Genomic DNA, 14,370 nt, shown 5'->3' with positions numbered 1-14,370 from the left:
ATTTGTATCATCATTAAAAAAGAATACAATGAGTAAAACAATTTTAATTACAGGTGCAGCAAGTGGATTCGGAAAGATTGCTGCTTTTGATCTTGCTAAAAAAGGGCATAAAGTAATTGCCACTACACAAGTCTATCCTCAAATGAGTGATTTAATCCGTGAAGCGAAAGAACAGGGAATTGACATTACGGTGGATAAACTGGATGTAACCAGCCAAAGAGATGTAGATTATATCTTAAAGAAATATGATGATATAGATATTCTGGTCAGCAATGCCGGAATTATGGAAGGCGGCCCGATTGCAGAACAGCCGGTAGATATTATACGTTCTATGTTTGAAGTGAATGTATTTGGTGCATTAAATCTTGCACAGGGATTTATCAAAAAGTTTGTTGAGAAGAAAAACGGTAAGATTGTTTTCACATCTTCAATGGGAGGTTTATGGACGGTTCCGTATGTGGCAGCTTATTGTGCATCAAAGCATGCATTGGAATCTATTGCTGAAGGGTTGAGAACGGAGCTTGCTCCATTCAATATCAAAATTGCAACTTGTAATCCAGGAGTATTTGGAACAGGATTTAATGACAGGGGAGTAGATTCTATTTTTCATTGGTATGATCCGAAAATTAACTTCACTCCGGAATCAGCTTTTGATGGTGCGGCAGAATCTTTGGCCCACCAGCTGAATCCACAGTCTATGGCGGAGGTGATTGTAAATGTAGCTTTAGATGATGAGAGTCATTTCAGAAATGTACATCCAAAAGAAACTGAAGATTTTGTAAAACAGCTCCAGGCAGATGCATGGACCGCAAAAAGCTAAATATCATGGAATTAAATTATAACACAGCAGAAAAAGCCTTACAGGCAGCCAAAGAAAAGGCATTATCTTTGAATATTCCTGTGAGTATTTCTGTGGTAGATACCGGAGGACACCTTGTTGCATTGGCAAGACTGAACAGTGTCTACGGAGTGATTGATTTTGCCATTAAAAAAGCAAAAACCGCTGTCATGTTTGGAGTAGACAGTGATTTGATGGGAGGAATTATCTCAGAAACCGGAATTCACGGCTACGGAATGCTGAATTCAAATGATGGGCTTCTGACTATTGCAGGTGGTGTTGTCTTAAAAGATACAGCCGGAAAGATCATTGGTGCAATTGGTTCTTCAGGAGGAACTCCGGAGCAGGATAAAGAAATTGCTGAGGCAGGAGCGCGGGCTATTGTTTAAATTTCAGATATTTGTATAATGGAAAACAATTCTTCTGAGATCATATTTGATAAACTGGTTTATTCATGTGCCTTTGAATCTTACAGAGGGCATGAGGAGTTTATTCCGGATCATTTTCTGGGATTTCAGATCTCCGGAGAGACCCATGCTTTCCACGAACAGGGGAAAACGGTGATTAAAGAAAATACAGTGGTTCTGGTCAGGAAAAATCAACTGATCAGAACTATTAAATATCCTTCAGCTCATGAAAAGTATCAGTTTATCTCAATCACACTTGATGATGAAACACTGAGACAGTACGCCACTGAAAACAAGATAACCATAAACAGCAATTTTCCAGGGAATCAGCGGTTGTTTTTTGAACCCGATGATTTTTTTAAGAGCTATTTTGCTTCTCTTATTCCTTACATTAATAAAACACAGGAAATCCCGCCAAAATTAGCTGTTTTAAAGGTGAAAGAGGCCATAGAACTCCTTTTATTGAGTAATCCTGATCTTAAAAATCTTCTTTTTGATTTTTCTGAACCTCATAAAATTGACCTTGCAGAGTTTATGAATAAAAACTTCATGTTCAATGTATCGGTAGATGCTTTTGCAAGACTTACAGGTCGTAGTCTGTCAGGTTTTAAAAGGGATTTTAATAGAATATTTGAGATGACACCTAAACAGTGGCTGAAAGAAAAAAGATTAAAGGAAGCCTATTATTTAATTAAAAACAGAGATAAAAAACCTTCAGAGATCTATCTTGATCTGGGTTTTGAGAATTTATCCCATTTTTATTCTTCTTTCAAAAAGAAATTTGGAGTTACCACTACAGAGGTATAGCTTTTAACCATTAAAAAAACGCAAATTATACTATAGTTTAACTGTTGGAAAAGCGCAAAGACGCAAGAAAAGTTTTTCAATGTGATGATTATAAGCCGCAAGGATTTTATCTCCGATAGAAATTAACACTGAATATTTCAAAGCATTATTTTATTGTTGATTAATCACAAAATCTGCGAGAATCTATCAATCATTTATGATTTTCCTATGTCTTTGCGTTTTCCTACATGTTATTAAGGGATCATATTTTCAGCTCTTAATCTTTCAAAGACATTGATAAAAGAATCTTCTGTGCTTGTATAAGCAGTAAAGCCAAGTTTTCTGCTTTTTGATAGATCACACATCACTTCCAGAGGTCTTCCAAGATCCAGATCAGTATGCCATGCTGAAGACAGACGGTCAAGATTGCTTTCTTTTAGCTTATATTTCTCTGCAATGGCTGTCCAGGTTCCGTGATCGTTTTCAAGTTCCTTTTCAAGAGGCCTTATTGTACCATCGAAGCCTTCTGCTTCTACACCGAACCAGTCTGCTAATCTTTTCCACAGCCATTTCCATCGGAAAACATCTCCATTGGCAATATTAAAAGCCTGATTTTTTGCTGATTCTGTAGATGATGCCCAGACCAACTGCTTAGCTAATATTCTGGCATCTGTTACATCAGAAACACCATTCCACTGAGCTTCAGATCCAGGCCAGGTAAATTTTCTTCCTGTTTCCTTACAGATGCTGGCATATATGGCCAATGTGGTTCCGATATTCATCAGGTTTCCTACCGCATACCCAACTACTGTGTGAGGCCTGTGAATGCTCCATGTAAAACCGTCTCTTTCTGAAGCTTTGTATACCTCGTCTTCCTGTGCATAATAAAAGTTGGGGAGAGGAAGTCTTGGATGTTCTTCTCTTACTGGTGTTTCAGGTAAAACTCCTTCTTTAGCGTATGCCTCAAATGGTCCCAAATAATGTTTCAATCCTGTAACCAAAGCCACATGCTGAACTGACTTTTTGGGAGATAAAATGTTTAACAGATTTCTCACCAGCATGCTGTTGACACGGATATTTTCTTCTTCAGTATCATTGCGCATCCATGTGGTAAAGTAAATATGAGTGGGAGAGATGTCTTCCAGTGCTTCTGCAAGATTCTGCTCATTCATCAGATCTGCTTTAATCGGACGAAGACCAGGGATATTTGTATTGGGGTTTCTGGATAATCCGTATGTTATCCAACCCTGTGCAAGCAGTTCTTCTGCAAGATTGCTTCCTGTAATTCCGGTAGCTCCTACTACCAATGCAATATTTTCCATAAGTATTGTAAAATTTCTTGTACAAAATTATGGCTGGATAGAAGCTTTTATGCTTGATTTGAATCATGTGTTTGGGTTGATCTGGATCAAGTGTTACTCAGGGAATTCTTTTTACGGATCCTGCTCACAGTTTCTGGGGCAAGACCAAGATAAGAGGCGATAAGATTATGAGGGACTCTTTTGATCATTTCAGGGTTCTTTTGTGCCAGCTGAAGGTATTTTTCTTCGGCTGTATAGCTATTGGACACAATGAGCCTGTAATCTTTCGTGACGAGGCTGTTTTGGTATAAGATTCTGAAATACCGGTCCATCACAGGGATTTCTACCATCATTTTTTCGTAGTTTTCCAATGTAATCATCAGGACTTCAGTTTCTTCAACAGCATCAATATTCAGTACCGATTTTTCCTGATTGATAAAACTGTTGAAATCTGAGATCCACCAGCCTTCAAAGGCAAACATATTGATGTGTTCATTTCCTTTTTCATCCAGAAAATAAGATTTTAGCAAACCTTTGCTTACAAAAGACAGTGATTTGCAGATATCTCCTTCCTGAAGCAGATATTGTTTTTTACGAAGTTTTTTAAGGGTAAAGAAAGACTGAACCTGATTTTTCTGTTCGTTTGTGATATCAACCTTATTTTCGATATGGGAAAGCAGCACTTCAAACATTAAATAAATATTTCATCAAAAATACTACTTTCAGCAGCAACCAGGATCTTATTTTTCAAAATCATAAAGGTTAATTCCTATGTGTTCATTTTTCCTTTTTACAATTCTGGTATTCAATGGATAGAATATAAATTCTGCAGCTCCCTGAATTTTGGCTTCTAAAAGATGTCCGGCCAAAGCCGTATAATCTTCTCTTCCCAATGTAATATGAAGATGTAGAGTTGGTCTTCCCTCTATCTCAGATATATTTCCGGAAATATTGGTGACCTCCATTTGTTCTTTGAAAGTCTTATCCACATATTTTTTGGTTACCGGATTAAAGAACCGGAGAGTGGCTTTACTCACAGCTCCTATCCCGGTAACTTCTCCTGCCTGAATATTTTGATCCTGAATAAAGTCCGTTAAAGCTTCTACAATATTGGAATGATTGTCAAGACTTACTATATAAATCTGATCTACTTTTCTTGCAGACCAATGGTTTCCTTTGTAATTCATGATCTCCTTATTTATCCTATTGTTTTTAAATAATTGATGATTCCTATAACATCATCCTGACCAAAGCCTTTGTCATGGGCATTTTGATAGGTCTGGATCAAGGCTTCAGATAAAGGATAATCAGCGCCTGCATTTTTGGCTAGAAGGATGTCTTTAAGCATCAGATCAAGGGCAAATGCCGGAGCGTATTGGTCTGCTATTAATAAGGGTGTTTTTACTTTGGTAGCACCGCTTCCACTGGCACTTTCATTAATGATTTCCAGCATATCTGACCTTTCAATTCCTAATTTTCCGGACAGCAAAACAGTTTCTGCCAGTCCCTGATAAATAGTGGACAGAAAATAATTGATAGAGAGTTTTCCTGCGATCCCTTTTCCGTTTTCACCCAAATGTTTTACAGATTTTCCCATTTTCAAAAGATAAGGCATGGCGAACTGGATATCCTTTTCTTCACCTCCAGCCATAATGATCAGTGTTCCTTCCTTTGCTGGCTGGGTACTGCCCGCTACGGGAGCATCAATAAAGGAAGCTTCTTTTATTTTCAAAGCAGCTGCGGTTTCTTTTGAGGCTTCAGGAGAAATGGTACTCATATCTATAAAGAGCTTTCCTTGAATGTTTAAAGGAAGGATTTCTTCATATACTGCTTTTACAGCACTGTCGTTGGTCAGCATTGTGAATATAATATCACTGTTTTGTACCAGATCTTGAATTTGATTACAGACAGTAGATTTTTCAGCAAAATCCTTGGCTTTTTCAGGAGATCTGTTGTAAACCGAAAGTGGAAATCCTGCTTTTTCAATATTCTTTGCCATGGGGTGGCCCATATTTCCTAATCCGATGAATCCGATTTTTTCCATTGTCCTATTTTGTATTTTGTTAGTAATTAAGTTTTATGTTTTCAATCTCCTGAATGAAAAGGAGTTATTTGAATGTAGATAGATGAAAGTATAAAACACGTCTGTTTTGCAGCAAAATATCGACCAAACAATCACTTTACGAAATTAAGTTTTAATTATATTTTTATCCATAAGCTTTTAAAACCGGAGAAACTTTCAGAAATTTGCAGCAAATAAGAATCAATGAAGATTGTAGATATAGACAACTGGAACAGAAAAGAACATTTTGAATTTTTTTCTAATATGGCAAGCCCTTATTTTGGATTTACAACGGAAGTAGACTGTACAAAAGCATATGACACAGCGAAAGAAAAAGGGTATTCATTTTTTGCTTATTATTATCACAAATCTATGGTGGCTGTCAATAAAGTAGATGAATTAAAACTCAGAATTATTGATGGGCAGGTGATACAGTTTGATACAGTTCATGCCGGCAGCACCATTGGAAGACCAGATGGAACTTTCGGTTTTTCATTCACTCCTTTCTCAGAAGATTTCGAAACATTCAATGCTTCTTTGCAGGAAGAGATAAAAGGGGTACATGAGACTTCTGGTTTGAGATTAAGCAATGAAAGACTGGGAAAAGACCACATCAGACACACGACTATTCCATGGAATTCGTTCACTGCAATATTGCATCCTACAGATTTTAATACAACAGAATCAGTTCCTAAAATCGCTTTTGGAAGGTTCAATATCAAAGAGGGCAAAAAATATCTTCCGGTTTCCATTGAAGCACATCATGGATTGGCAGACGGAATTCACATTGCTAAATATCTTGAAGAGTTTCAGAAAGAACTGGATCAATAATAGATACACTATATAATGTATTTGAAATCCGGATTTATTGTAAATCCGGATTTTTAGTATTGATACTTCTTTTTCATTTCGGTATGAATACGCAGAAAACATTGATCGAGATCATAAAAAGTAAACATAGGAATCTATTACATTTACAATTATGAAATGGCAAAGCAGATAATGAGGAAACGGGCTGATAAAAGCAGTTATGATATTTTAGTTCAAGATGTAACGTGGTATCTATGTGGTACACGGTTTTAATAAAATTTTAATCATTTTGTCTTTCTTTGCCTGTATAAAAATAAACCGAAATTTATAGGTGATGTTTTTTTACTTAATCATTTGCTGAATACAATTAAATGTTGTTTATCATTGGATTACATTAAAAAAACAATTAATTTTTGAATATATAGAAATCATTTTGTTCATGATATTACATTATCAGGAAACAGATTGATGAGATAAAAAAGCTTTATACTGATGCTCAAAAGTTATTGCATCTGAAATAAGTAGAGATGAAAAAGTAATATGAAAAATAGAAAACCTGAAACTAACTTAGAGGATTTAAAACAAAAGATTCTTGTACAGGACGAGATAATGGCGTTGGCGAAAGCAAATTCCCCTCGTCTCTTGAACAAATTCAGACTGGTTTATCCTGATTTTTTTAAAAAGTTATCCGATATACAGCCTTCCCTTAAAAATTCTGAACTGATCTTTTGTATTTATCTTAAGCTCAATATGACGACTAAAGAAATTGCTACGTGTATTTTTGTTACCCCAAAAGCAATACAAAACAGAAAAAACAGGATCAGAAAAAAACTGAATATTCCTTCTGAATTTGATATCTATAAATGGTTTAATGAAATTTAAACCATTTTTTCGACATTTATATTTCTACTACGGCTTTATCCAGATCATGATACAAAAGGATTTTCCAATTGTTTTCTCTTGCATCTTTTTCCCACTGAAGTCTTAATTCCATTGCTTTTCTGCCGTCAAAGTCACTTTTATAGGCTACATGGTATTTTAAATAAGAAGCCTGCGGAAGGTCATCAGCTCCATAGAAAGCCGTTTCTTCATTTTCTCTGATCCAGAAAACCTGCATAAAAGGAGTGTGTCCTCCTGCCACTTCATAGGAAATTTCATCTGTGATCTGCCCTTTATCTTCATTCATCCAGGTAATATTGGGGAGCTGAATCAATTTTTCCAATATATCAAAGTCAAAAGAAGGATTCCCTTTCTTTTCCATTGCAAAATCAAGTTCACGTTTCTGTATATAGATCTGAGCATTAGGAAAAGCAGCTTCAAAACCATTTTCGGTAAGCTTTACAGCCCCTTCAATATGATCTTTATGAAGATGGGACAGCAGTAACTTTGTGATTTGCTCAGGACGGATATTTTCCTTTTCAATAATTTCTGAAACCACCGTTTTTCCGGACTCATTTTTCCAGCCAATTCCAGCATCCAAAAGGATATAATCATTTTCAGTAATAATAAGAAACGGCTGAACAGACATTTTAATTCCTCCGATCTTATCAAAATTTTCTTCTGTTAAAAGAGTAAAGTCTTTGGTTTTGCTTGCCGAAAAATTACCTTCTTTGAGTGGAATGATTTTCATGCTGCAAATTTCCTTAATATTTCTAACATTCAAAAGGTTTTCCATCAATATATATCATCAATAAAAACAATCATACAGACAGAGTGTTGAAATCATTCTACTTACCGGAGAATCCTATATTATTCACAGAAATGTAAAAGCATGGAACGAATAATTTCTTTTTTTAATGATTATCTTTGATCTCTTAAAATCTGACAGTATACATCGTTATCTGTTTTCAGACAGCTTTCAATTCAAATAAAAACTTTATACGTAATGCAGGAGAGTTCTTCCCAGGGTATTTCCCGGACTGTTATCTGGCTTATGGCCATTATTTCAGGGCTGGTAGTCGCCAACAATTATTATAATCAGCCTTTACTGGCACTTATTTCAGAAGAACTGCAGGTTTCTGAAAGCGCAGCAAGTAAAATTTCAGTACTTACACAGATTGGTTATGCATTGGGCCTGTTGCTGATTGTTCCGCTGGGTGATAAATTTTTTCGCAAGAAATTAATCTTAATAGATCTGTTTCTCGTTTTTGGATCCCTTTTATGGATGACTTTTGCCACCGAGCTGTGGATGTTGTATGCTGCCAGTTTGCTCATCGGAGCTACATCGGTTATTCCGCAATTGTTTGTTCCTATTGCAGCGGAACTTTCATCAGATAAAGAAAAATCCTCCAATATCGGATTGGTAATGTCTGGACTGTTACTGGGAATTCTTCTTTCCCGTTTTATAGGAGGAATAGTAGGTGAAGTGTGGGGCTGGAGAGCAATGTTTGGTATTGCAGCAGGACTGATGATTCTGGTTTGGCTGGCTGTCTATAAAATGCTTCCGGAACTGTCTCCTAATTTTAAAGGAACTTACAAAGAATTGATGCGTTCTGTTGCCCACCTTGCAAAAACACAACCAATTCTTCAGCTGGCATCATTCCGTGGAGCTATGGCATTTGGGTCTATGTGTGCTTTATTTACAACCTTGGTGTTTCACATGGAAAAGCCGCCTTTTAATGCCGGATCATCCGTAGTGGGAAGCTTTGGACTAGCAGGTGCTGTAGGAGCTTTAGCTGCGGCCAAAGTGGGAAAATTACAAAAGTATCTGGATATTAACCGGATTATCTTATATTCTTTATTGATTGTTATTGGAAGCTGGGGTTTTACCTATTTTGCCGGAGAAACGTATTGGGGACTTATTGTAGGAGTAATTCTTGTGGATTTGGGAGTACAGTCAAGTCACATAATGAACCAGACCAATTATTTCCTTATTAAATCAAATGCTGTAAACAGGCTGAATACCGTGTATATGGTATCTTATTTCATCGGAGGATCATTAGGAACATGGCTGGCATCTGTTGCGTGGCAAAAGGCTCAGTGGAGTGGAGTATGTTTTGTAGGAACGGTATTTGGCGTATTGGCTTTGATTGCCCATGTTCTGTTTTGTAAAAAAGTGAATAAATCATAGAAGGGGGCATATTTGTTTTATGCTTACCTTGTTTGGAGTTTCGGGGGATTTTATCGCAGATAAAATCCCCCGAAACTTTTTTATAATAATTCTTCTGCATTTTCCTGTACCTGCATCATTTCCCTGTGTTTTCCTCCCCATTCATCAAGCTGCTTCCAAATAGGAATCAGCTCTCTGGCAATATCTGTAAGCTCATAATCTACTCTTGGTGGAACTTCTGCATGAACGGTTCTTTTTACCAAGCTTTCTTTTTCCAGTTCTCTCAGCTGCAGGGTAAGCATTCTTTCTGTTATTCCGCAAATAGAGTTTCTGATTTCACTGAAGCGTAGTTTTCCGTCCTTTAATTTGTTTAAAATAATCAGTTTCCAACGCCCTCCAATTTTACATACTGCATAACTCAGATCACATCCCTGTATATATTGTCTGTTGATATTATTCGTTGAATTTTCTTTGATTTTGCCCATAACTTACAAATTTGTTAGTACCATACATTTAGCTGTATACAGTGCAAATGTAAGGTTTGAGATTTAATTTTGTTCAACAAAACAGAAAATAGACTGCAATAGAAGAACAATAGCGCTCAAGTTCTCAGCAGAAACATTAACAACTTAAATCAAAATACAATGCAATTAACGCCTAAGATAACACAGATTTTAAATCATTTAGAAACCATACAGCCCTTCAATCCTCAGGATTCTTTAGACGGAGCAAGAAAATTTCTTGAAACCATGTCTCTTCAACTTAGTGGGAAGAAAGAATCAGTAAACATGATTGAAGAGCTGCATATTCCACAGGAAAATCATCAGATTCCTATCAGGATTTACCGTCCTAAAGGAAAAGATGTTCAACAATCACCAGCTATTATTTATATTCATGGAGGATGGTTTATTGCCGGTGGGTATGAGACTCATGATGCTGTAGTCCGTAAACTGGCCAATAAAACCGGATCAGTCGTTATTTTTATAGATTACCGTCTTGCTCCCGAACATCCTTTTCCTGCTGGTTTAAATGATTGTATTGATGGTGTAAAATGGGTATTTGAAAATGCAGAATCTCTAGGAATTGATCCTGATAAAATAGGAATCATAGGAGATAGTGCAGGTGGTGCTTTATCAACAGCAGTTTCTACCCAATTAGAAAAACGGTTGAAATTTCAGGTATTGATTTATCCGGCGGTAGATAATCAATTGAATTCAAAGACCTGGGAAACGTATGAAAACGGTCCGGTTCTTAATAAACAAGGCGGTATAGAAGCCTGGGCTGGCTATCTTCCGGAAGAAGAAAAAGGGAATCCTCTTGCTATTCCTGTTTTGATCAAAGATTTTAAAGAAACACCACCCACTTTAATTATTCTGGCAGAGCATGATCCTTTATTGGATGATGGAAAGCAACTTTCTGAAAATATGAAAAATGCAGGAGTTGAGCTTACAACAAGTCTTTACAAAGATATGGTTCACGGTTTTATGCATATGGGAGAGTTGTTGGAAGAAGTACAGTCAGCCGTAGATGAAATGGCTGTTTTTGCCCATCAAAATTTGAAATCTGACGAATAAAAAGTATCATGAAAAAATATGCATACATTGGATGTCTGGGATTTATAGCGGTTATTACAACGGAGTTTGGTGTCATTGGAATTCTCCCGCAAGTTGCAGAGCATTATAAAATCAGTATAGACAAAGCAGGGTATCTGCTGAGCGCTTTTGCATTAATTATCGCTCTTACAGGACCTTTTATGACCTTACTTACATCAGGTTTTGACCGTAAAAAAATAATGCTCACAGCCATTTTCATGTTTCTGATTACAGGATTTGTATCTTCTTTTTCGCCTCCTTTCTGGCTGTTGATGCTGGTTAGGATTTTACCGGCATTTCTTCAGCCCGTGTATATTGCGTCAGCATTATCTGTAGCAGTCTCCCAAGCGGATGACCGGAAAAAAAATGAACTGATGGGAATTGTATTTAATGGAGTTGCCATTGCAATGGTCACAACGGTTCCTTTTGCCACATGGATTGCAGGTCTTTGGTCCTGGGAGTATTCATTTATGATACAGACTGTAGTAAGTCTGATTGCTTTAGCAGTCATTTATTTCCTTCTTCCTCCGATGCCTGTAAAAGAGAAAAAATCTTATGGAAATCAGGTCAGAATCCTGAAACAGCCCCCATTTATTCTGAGTACGCTGACTAACTTTTTTATGATTACTGCATGGTTTTCTACCTATAGCTATTTTGCAGATTATCTGAATAAAGCCAAAGGAATGGATACTTCAATGGTGAGTTACATGCTTTTGTTATTTGGAATTATTGGAGTGATAGCCAATGGAGTTGCCGGAAAAATGCTTAATAAAAATGTAGCAGCTACAACCGCTATTTTCCTTTCCGGAACTATCTTAGTGCCCATTCTTCTCTATTTTTCTGATGGAAATTTATGGGCAACGATTGCCGTTATCGGAATCTGGGGATTTCTGTATTCACCCAGCTTTTTGAATGCATCTACCTATATGATCTCTTCAGCTCCGGAATCACTGGAATTTGCCAATAGTCTTGCCACATCATTCGGAAACCTGGGAGTAACAGTAGGAACTACAATCGGAGGATGGATAATCGTTACAAAAGGAGTAGAGTATATTCCATGGATAGGTTTGTTTTTCGGGCTTCTTGCATTTCTGATGATGATTTTAAAAGGTATATTGGAAAAGCGTAGTCAGGTACTTTCCACCTGTCAGAATTAAACTGTAATAATTTTTGTTACATTAAATAAAATACACTATCTTTGTGCTACTAATTTGATTTAAAATTAAATACAATGAAAATAGAAATCTGGTCGGACGTGATGTGTCCGTTTTGCTATATCGGAAAGAATAATTTTGAGCAGGCTTTGAATAAGCTTCCTTTTAAAGATGAAGTAGAAGTGGAGTGGAAGAGCTTTCAGCTGGATCCAAGTTTAGATCCGAAAGAAACTCAGGATACCATTCAGTATTTTAGAGAAAAAAAAGGTTTTCCTGAAGCTCAGGCTACCCAAATGCTTGGGCAGGTAACTCAAATGGGAAAAGAAGCCGGAATTGATTTTAATTTTGGAAAAGCTTTAATTACCAATACTTTCAGTGCTCACAAACTGCTTCATTTGGCTAAAAAGCATAACAAATCCAATGAAATGGAAGAAGCATTATTTATTGCTCACTTTATTGATGGGAAAAATGTAGGAGATACAGAAGTTTTGATCGCTCTTGCAGAAAGCTTAGGAATTGATAAAGAGGAAGCAAGACAAGCAGTTACAACAGATCAATGGGATGATGAAGTGAATCAGGATATTCAGGAGGCGAGAAACAATGGAATTTCCGGAGTTCCTTTCTTTGTTCTGAATGGTAAATATGCCGTTTCCGGCGCTCAGCCTGTAGAAGCGTTTGAGAATGCGCTTCAGCAGACTTACAAAGAAAGCGTAAGTCCGTTTAAGGATCTTTCCGGTGAAAACGGAGCTTCCTGTGATGCAGACGGATGCAGCATTTAAGATATCAAAACCCCAAAATAAAACTATTTTGGGGTTTTTAATTTAATAGAGTCTTGTATCTTTGTATTACAGCAACACCAGCTGTATAAATCTGATTTCTCAATGATAAAAATTAACAACGAAACTCATTATTCAATTGATGATACCCTTTTTGTTTTTGCATTAGATTCCGAAGCAGGAACCGTTTTCGATGATAAAAATAAATTAATTACCGGCATCGGAAAAGTAAATGCTGCAATCGAATTAACCAAAGAGATTCATGCAAGAAAACCTAAACTGATCGTGAATTTAGGTTCTGCGGGAAGTAAAGGATTCCATAAAGGAGAAGTGGTATGCTGTACAAAATTTATTCAGCGTGACATGGATGTAAGAGGGCTTGGATTTAAACTATATGAAACCCCGCTGTCCGGAGTGCCGCCTGTACTGGAATATGGTCTTAGAATGGATACTCTTAAAGAAGGAATCTGCGGAAGTGGTGACAGTTTTGAAATGAACCATTCTGAAACTGATTATAATATTGTAGATATGGAAGCCTATCCGTTAGCATTGATTGCCCAAAAGGAAAATATTCCGTTTCTATGCCTGAAATATATCTCCGACGATGCAGGTAGTGATGCAGCAGACGATTGGAGCGTACAGGTACATCTGGCTTCTGAAGCCTTTAAAAAAATACTGTTTTCATAAATAATATAATCCTGAACAAAGTTTCAGGATTTTGTTTTCTATTTGTATTTTTACTTCCAACCCATCACTACTATGAAAGTTACTTTTTATGAGCCTGTACATTCTGTTTTGAAAAACTACATTCAAGGATATTATTTTATAGAAAAAGATGATGATCAGGAACCTGTCAAATATCTTACATTTCCAGACAATTACTTTATTGTATCAGCATGTCAGGATGTATTTGTTACGCAGGATAAAGGGTGGGTAGAAATTACCAGATCTTCATCCGAGAATATCGTGGTTGATTTTGTATTCAGATGTTCTGTTCCTACAGAAATTTTTTATCGGGAATCAGTTAATGAAGTTACAATCTACTTTAAGCCGTTAGGTATTTATCATTTTTTTAATGCTGATAAAAGCGAGGATCTGGAACAGGAAATCAATCTTTCAGACCTTACAGATATGATGGATACTGTTTTAAAAGAGCCTGACAGGAAAATACAAATTGAAATCCTTGAAAATTATTGTCTTTCCAGATTCCGGCAGAGAGACTTGCATTTGGCTTATGCAATATTGAATGATTTTGAAACAGAATTGAGTATCGAAGAAATTGCTGTGAAAAATAAAATTACAAGACAATATGTAAACAAGATCTCTCAGCGATATCTGGCTAAGCCAGCTTCAGAATTCAGAAAAATACAGCGGTTTCGTAAGGTTTTGATTTCAAATAAAAAATCCAGAAATCTTACAGAACTTTCCTACGAAAATCTATTTTATGACCAATCCCATCTCATTAAAGATTTTAAGGAACTCACCAAAATAAGTCCCGGAAAATTCTTTGAGAATGTAGATACTGAACAAAATAATGTTTGGTTATTTATCTGAGTTTCCATTTTTACAATTCATAGAAAACTCATTGAAATACA

17 protein-coding genes are annotated in these 14,370 nt (G+C 36.5%); 11 read left to right on the top strand and 6 right to left on the bottom strand.

What is annotated here, in order from left to right; all coding sequences use genetic code 11:
- The first annotated feature begins 28 nt into the window (after nucleotides 1–28).
- Genes SFA27_RS11410 through SFA27_RS11400 form a run of 3 tightly spaced genes read left to right on the top strand, consistent with a single transcriptional unit; the run spans nucleotide 29 to nucleotide 2,052 of the window.
- Nucleotides 29–820, top strand: a complete 792-nt coding sequence (locus SFA27_RS11410; protein ID WP_407298129.1) for an SDR family oxidoreductase — start codon at nucleotides 29–31, stop codon at nucleotides 818–820.
- A 5-nt stretch (nucleotides 821–825) separates the two neighbouring features.
- Complete coding sequence (locus SFA27_RS11405; RefSeq protein ID WP_264517961.1) at nucleotides 826–1,227, top strand: heme-binding protein; 402 nt, start codon at nucleotides 826–828, stop codon at nucleotides 1,225–1,227.
- A gap of 18 nt (nucleotides 1,228–1,245) precedes the next feature.
- Nucleotides 1,246–2,052 carry a helix-turn-helix domain-containing protein gene (locus tag SFA27_RS11400; RefSeq protein WP_407298128.1) on the top strand — a complete coding sequence of 269 codons (807 nt, stop codon included), beginning with the start codon at nucleotides 1,246–1,248 and terminating at the stop codon, nucleotides 2,050–2,052.
- Nucleotides 2,053–2,285: 233 nt separating this feature from the next.
- Here the strand turns inward: SFA27_RS11400 and SFA27_RS11395 are convergent, their stop codons facing one another.
- The 4 genes from SFA27_RS11395 to SFA27_RS11380 all read right to left on the bottom strand — a co-directional run bounded on the left by SFA27_RS11395 (nucleotide 2,286) and on the right by SFA27_RS11380 (nucleotide 5,391).
- Nucleotides 2,286–3,353, bottom strand: a complete 1,068-nt coding sequence (locus SFA27_RS11395; protein WP_407298127.1) for an SDR family oxidoreductase — start codon at nucleotides 3,351–3,353, stop codon at nucleotides 2,286–2,288.
- Nucleotides 3,354–3,439: 86 nt separating this feature from the next.
- Nucleotides 3,440–4,024 carry a Crp/Fnr family transcriptional regulator gene (locus SFA27_RS11390; RefSeq protein WP_407298126.1) on the bottom strand — a complete coding sequence of 195 codons (585 nt, stop codon included), beginning with the start codon at nucleotides 4,022–4,024 and terminating at the stop codon, nucleotides 3,440–3,442.
- 48 nt (nucleotides 4,025–4,072) lie between these two features.
- Entirely contained in the window at nucleotides 4,073–4,519 is a 447-nt protein-coding gene (locus SFA27_RS11385) for a PPC domain-containing DNA-binding protein (protein WP_407298125.1), read from the bottom strand.
- An 11-nt stretch (nucleotides 4,520–4,530) separates the two neighbouring features.
- Nucleotides 4,531–5,391, bottom strand: a complete 861-nt coding sequence (locus SFA27_RS11380) for an NAD(P)-dependent oxidoreductase (protein ID WP_407298167.1) — start codon at nucleotides 5,389–5,391, stop codon at nucleotides 4,531–4,533.
- Between the two features lie 207 nt (nucleotides 5,392–5,598).
- On the opposite strand from SFA27_RS11380, the gene SFA27_RS11375 reads away from it, so the two are divergent.
- Nucleotides 5,599–6,225 carry a chloramphenicol acetyltransferase gene (locus tag SFA27_RS11375; protein WP_047374850.1) on the top strand — a complete coding sequence of 209 codons (627 nt, stop codon included), beginning with the start codon at nucleotides 5,599–5,601 and terminating at the stop codon, nucleotides 6,223–6,225.
- A gap of 519 nt (nucleotides 6,226–6,744) precedes the next feature.
- Nucleotides 6,745–7,086 (top strand): hypothetical protein, encoded by a 342-nt coding sequence (locus tag SFA27_RS11370; protein WP_052184581.1) that lies wholly within the window; start codon nucleotides 6,745–6,747, stop codon nucleotides 7,084–7,086.
- 16 nt (nucleotides 7,087–7,102) lie between these two features.
- Here the strand turns inward: SFA27_RS11370 and SFA27_RS11365 are convergent, their stop codons facing one another.
- Nucleotides 7,103–7,834 carry an MBL fold metallo-hydrolase gene (locus SFA27_RS11365; protein WP_407298124.1) on the bottom strand — a complete coding sequence of 244 codons (732 nt, stop codon included), beginning with the start codon at nucleotides 7,832–7,834 and terminating at the stop codon, nucleotides 7,103–7,105.
- A 255-nt stretch (nucleotides 7,835–8,089) separates the two neighbouring features.
- Here SFA27_RS11365 and SFA27_RS11360 point away from each other — a divergent pair, with 255 nt between their 5' ends.
- Nucleotides 8,090–9,274 (top strand): MFS transporter, encoded by a 1,185-nt coding sequence (locus SFA27_RS11360; protein ID WP_264517955.1) that lies wholly within the window; start codon nucleotides 8,090–8,092, stop codon nucleotides 9,272–9,274.
- Between the two features lie 80 nt (nucleotides 9,275–9,354).
- Here SFA27_RS11360 and SFA27_RS11355 read toward each other — a convergent pair whose 3' ends face one another.
- Nucleotides 9,355–9,738 (bottom strand): helix-turn-helix domain-containing protein, encoded by a 384-nt coding sequence (locus SFA27_RS11355; protein WP_047374845.1) that lies wholly within the window; start codon nucleotides 9,736–9,738, stop codon nucleotides 9,355–9,357.
- Between the two features lie 159 nt (nucleotides 9,739–9,897).
- Here SFA27_RS11355 and SFA27_RS11350 point away from each other — a divergent pair, with 159 nt between their 5' ends.
- From SFA27_RS11350 to SFA27_RS11330, 5 genes are all read left to right on the top strand, one after another.
- Entirely contained in the window at nucleotides 9,898–10,827 is a 930-nt protein-coding gene (locus SFA27_RS11350; protein WP_407298123.1) for an alpha/beta hydrolase, read from the top strand.
- Between the two features lie 8 nt (nucleotides 10,828–10,835).
- Nucleotides 10,836–12,002 (top strand): MFS transporter, encoded by a 1,167-nt coding sequence (locus SFA27_RS11345; RefSeq protein WP_264517953.1) that lies wholly within the window; start codon nucleotides 10,836–10,838, stop codon nucleotides 12,000–12,002.
- 74 nt (nucleotides 12,003–12,076) lie between these two features.
- Nucleotides 12,077–12,778: a DsbA family oxidoreductase gene (locus SFA27_RS11340; protein ID WP_047374839.1), complete on the top strand. Its 702-nt coding sequence runs from the start codon at nucleotides 12,077–12,079 to the stop codon at nucleotides 12,776–12,778.
- 102 nt (nucleotides 12,779–12,880) lie between these two features.
- Nucleotides 12,881–13,462 (top strand): nucleosidase, encoded by a 582-nt coding sequence (locus SFA27_RS11335; protein ID WP_047374838.1) that lies wholly within the window; start codon nucleotides 12,881–12,883, stop codon nucleotides 13,460–13,462.
- Nucleotides 13,463–13,534: 72 nt separating this feature from the next.
- The gene (locus tag SFA27_RS11330; RefSeq protein WP_047374837.1) at nucleotides 13,535–14,329 is read left to right on the top strand and encodes an AraC family transcriptional regulator; all 795 of its coding nucleotides are present in this window, start codon (nucleotides 13,535–13,537) and stop codon (nucleotides 14,327–14,329) included.
- Nucleotides 14,330–14,370 lie beyond the last annotated feature (41 nt).

The sequence above is a fragment of the Chryseobacterium sp. HR92 genome, assembly GCF_045689405.1.
Classification (GTDB): Bacteria; Bacteroidota; Bacteroidia; order Flavobacteriales; family Weeksellaceae; genus Chryseobacterium; species Chryseobacterium viscerum_A.
The sequence above is the reverse complement of the archived record's forward strand: the minus strand, read 5'-3'. Positions and strand labels throughout refer to the sequence as shown.

Coding starts and splice junctions, on each gene's coding strand:
- SFA27_RS11335 (WP_047374838.1), top strand. CDS start 12,881: ATGATAAAAATTAACAACGAAACTCATTATTCAATTGATGATACCCTT.
- SFA27_RS11405 (WP_264517961.1), top strand. CDS start 826: ATGGAATTAAATTATAACACAGCAGAAAAAGCCTTACAGGCAGCCAAA.
- SFA27_RS11360 (WP_264517955.1), top strand. CDS start 8,090: ATGCAGGAGAGTTCTTCCCAGGGTATTTCCCGGACTGTTATCTGGCTT.
- SFA27_RS11355 (WP_047374845.1), bottom strand. CDS start 9,738: ATGGGCAAAATCAAAGAAAATTCAACGAATAATATCAACAGACAATAT.
- SFA27_RS11410 (WP_407298129.1), top strand. CDS start 29: ATGAGTAAAACAATTTTAATTACAGGTGCAGCAAGTGGATTCGGAAAG.
- SFA27_RS11330 (WP_047374837.1), top strand. CDS start 13,535: ATGAAAGTTACTTTTTATGAGCCTGTACATTCTGTTTTGAAAAACTAC.
- SFA27_RS11395 (WP_407298127.1), bottom strand. CDS start 3,353: ATGGAAAATATTGCATTGGTAGTAGGAGCTACCGGAATTACAGGAAGC.
- SFA27_RS11385 (WP_407298125.1), bottom strand. CDS start 4,519: ATGAATTACAAAGGAAACCATTGGTCTGCAAGAAAAGTAGATCAGATT.
- SFA27_RS11375 (WP_047374850.1), top strand. CDS start 5,599: ATGAAGATTGTAGATATAGACAACTGGAACAGAAAAGAACATTTTGAA.
- SFA27_RS11370 (WP_052184581.1), top strand. CDS start 6,745: ATGAAAAATAGAAAACCTGAAACTAACTTAGAGGATTTAAAACAAAAG.
- SFA27_RS11345 (WP_264517953.1), top strand. CDS start 10,836: ATGAAAAAATATGCATACATTGGATGTCTGGGATTTATAGCGGTTATT.
- SFA27_RS11340 (WP_047374839.1), top strand. CDS start 12,077: ATGAAAATAGAAATCTGGTCGGACGTGATGTGTCCGTTTTGCTATATC.
- SFA27_RS11400 (WP_407298128.1), top strand. CDS start 1,246: ATGGAAAACAATTCTTCTGAGATCATATTTGATAAACTGGTTTATTCA.
- SFA27_RS11390 (WP_407298126.1), bottom strand. CDS start 4,024: ATGTTTGAAGTGCTGCTTTCCCATATCGAAAATAAGGTTGATATCACA.
- SFA27_RS11365 (WP_407298124.1), bottom strand. CDS start 7,834: ATGAAAATCATTCCACTCAAAGAAGGTAATTTTTCGGCAAGCAAAACC.
- SFA27_RS11350 (WP_407298123.1), top strand. CDS start 9,898: ATGCAATTAACGCCTAAGATAACACAGATTTTAAATCATTTAGAAACC.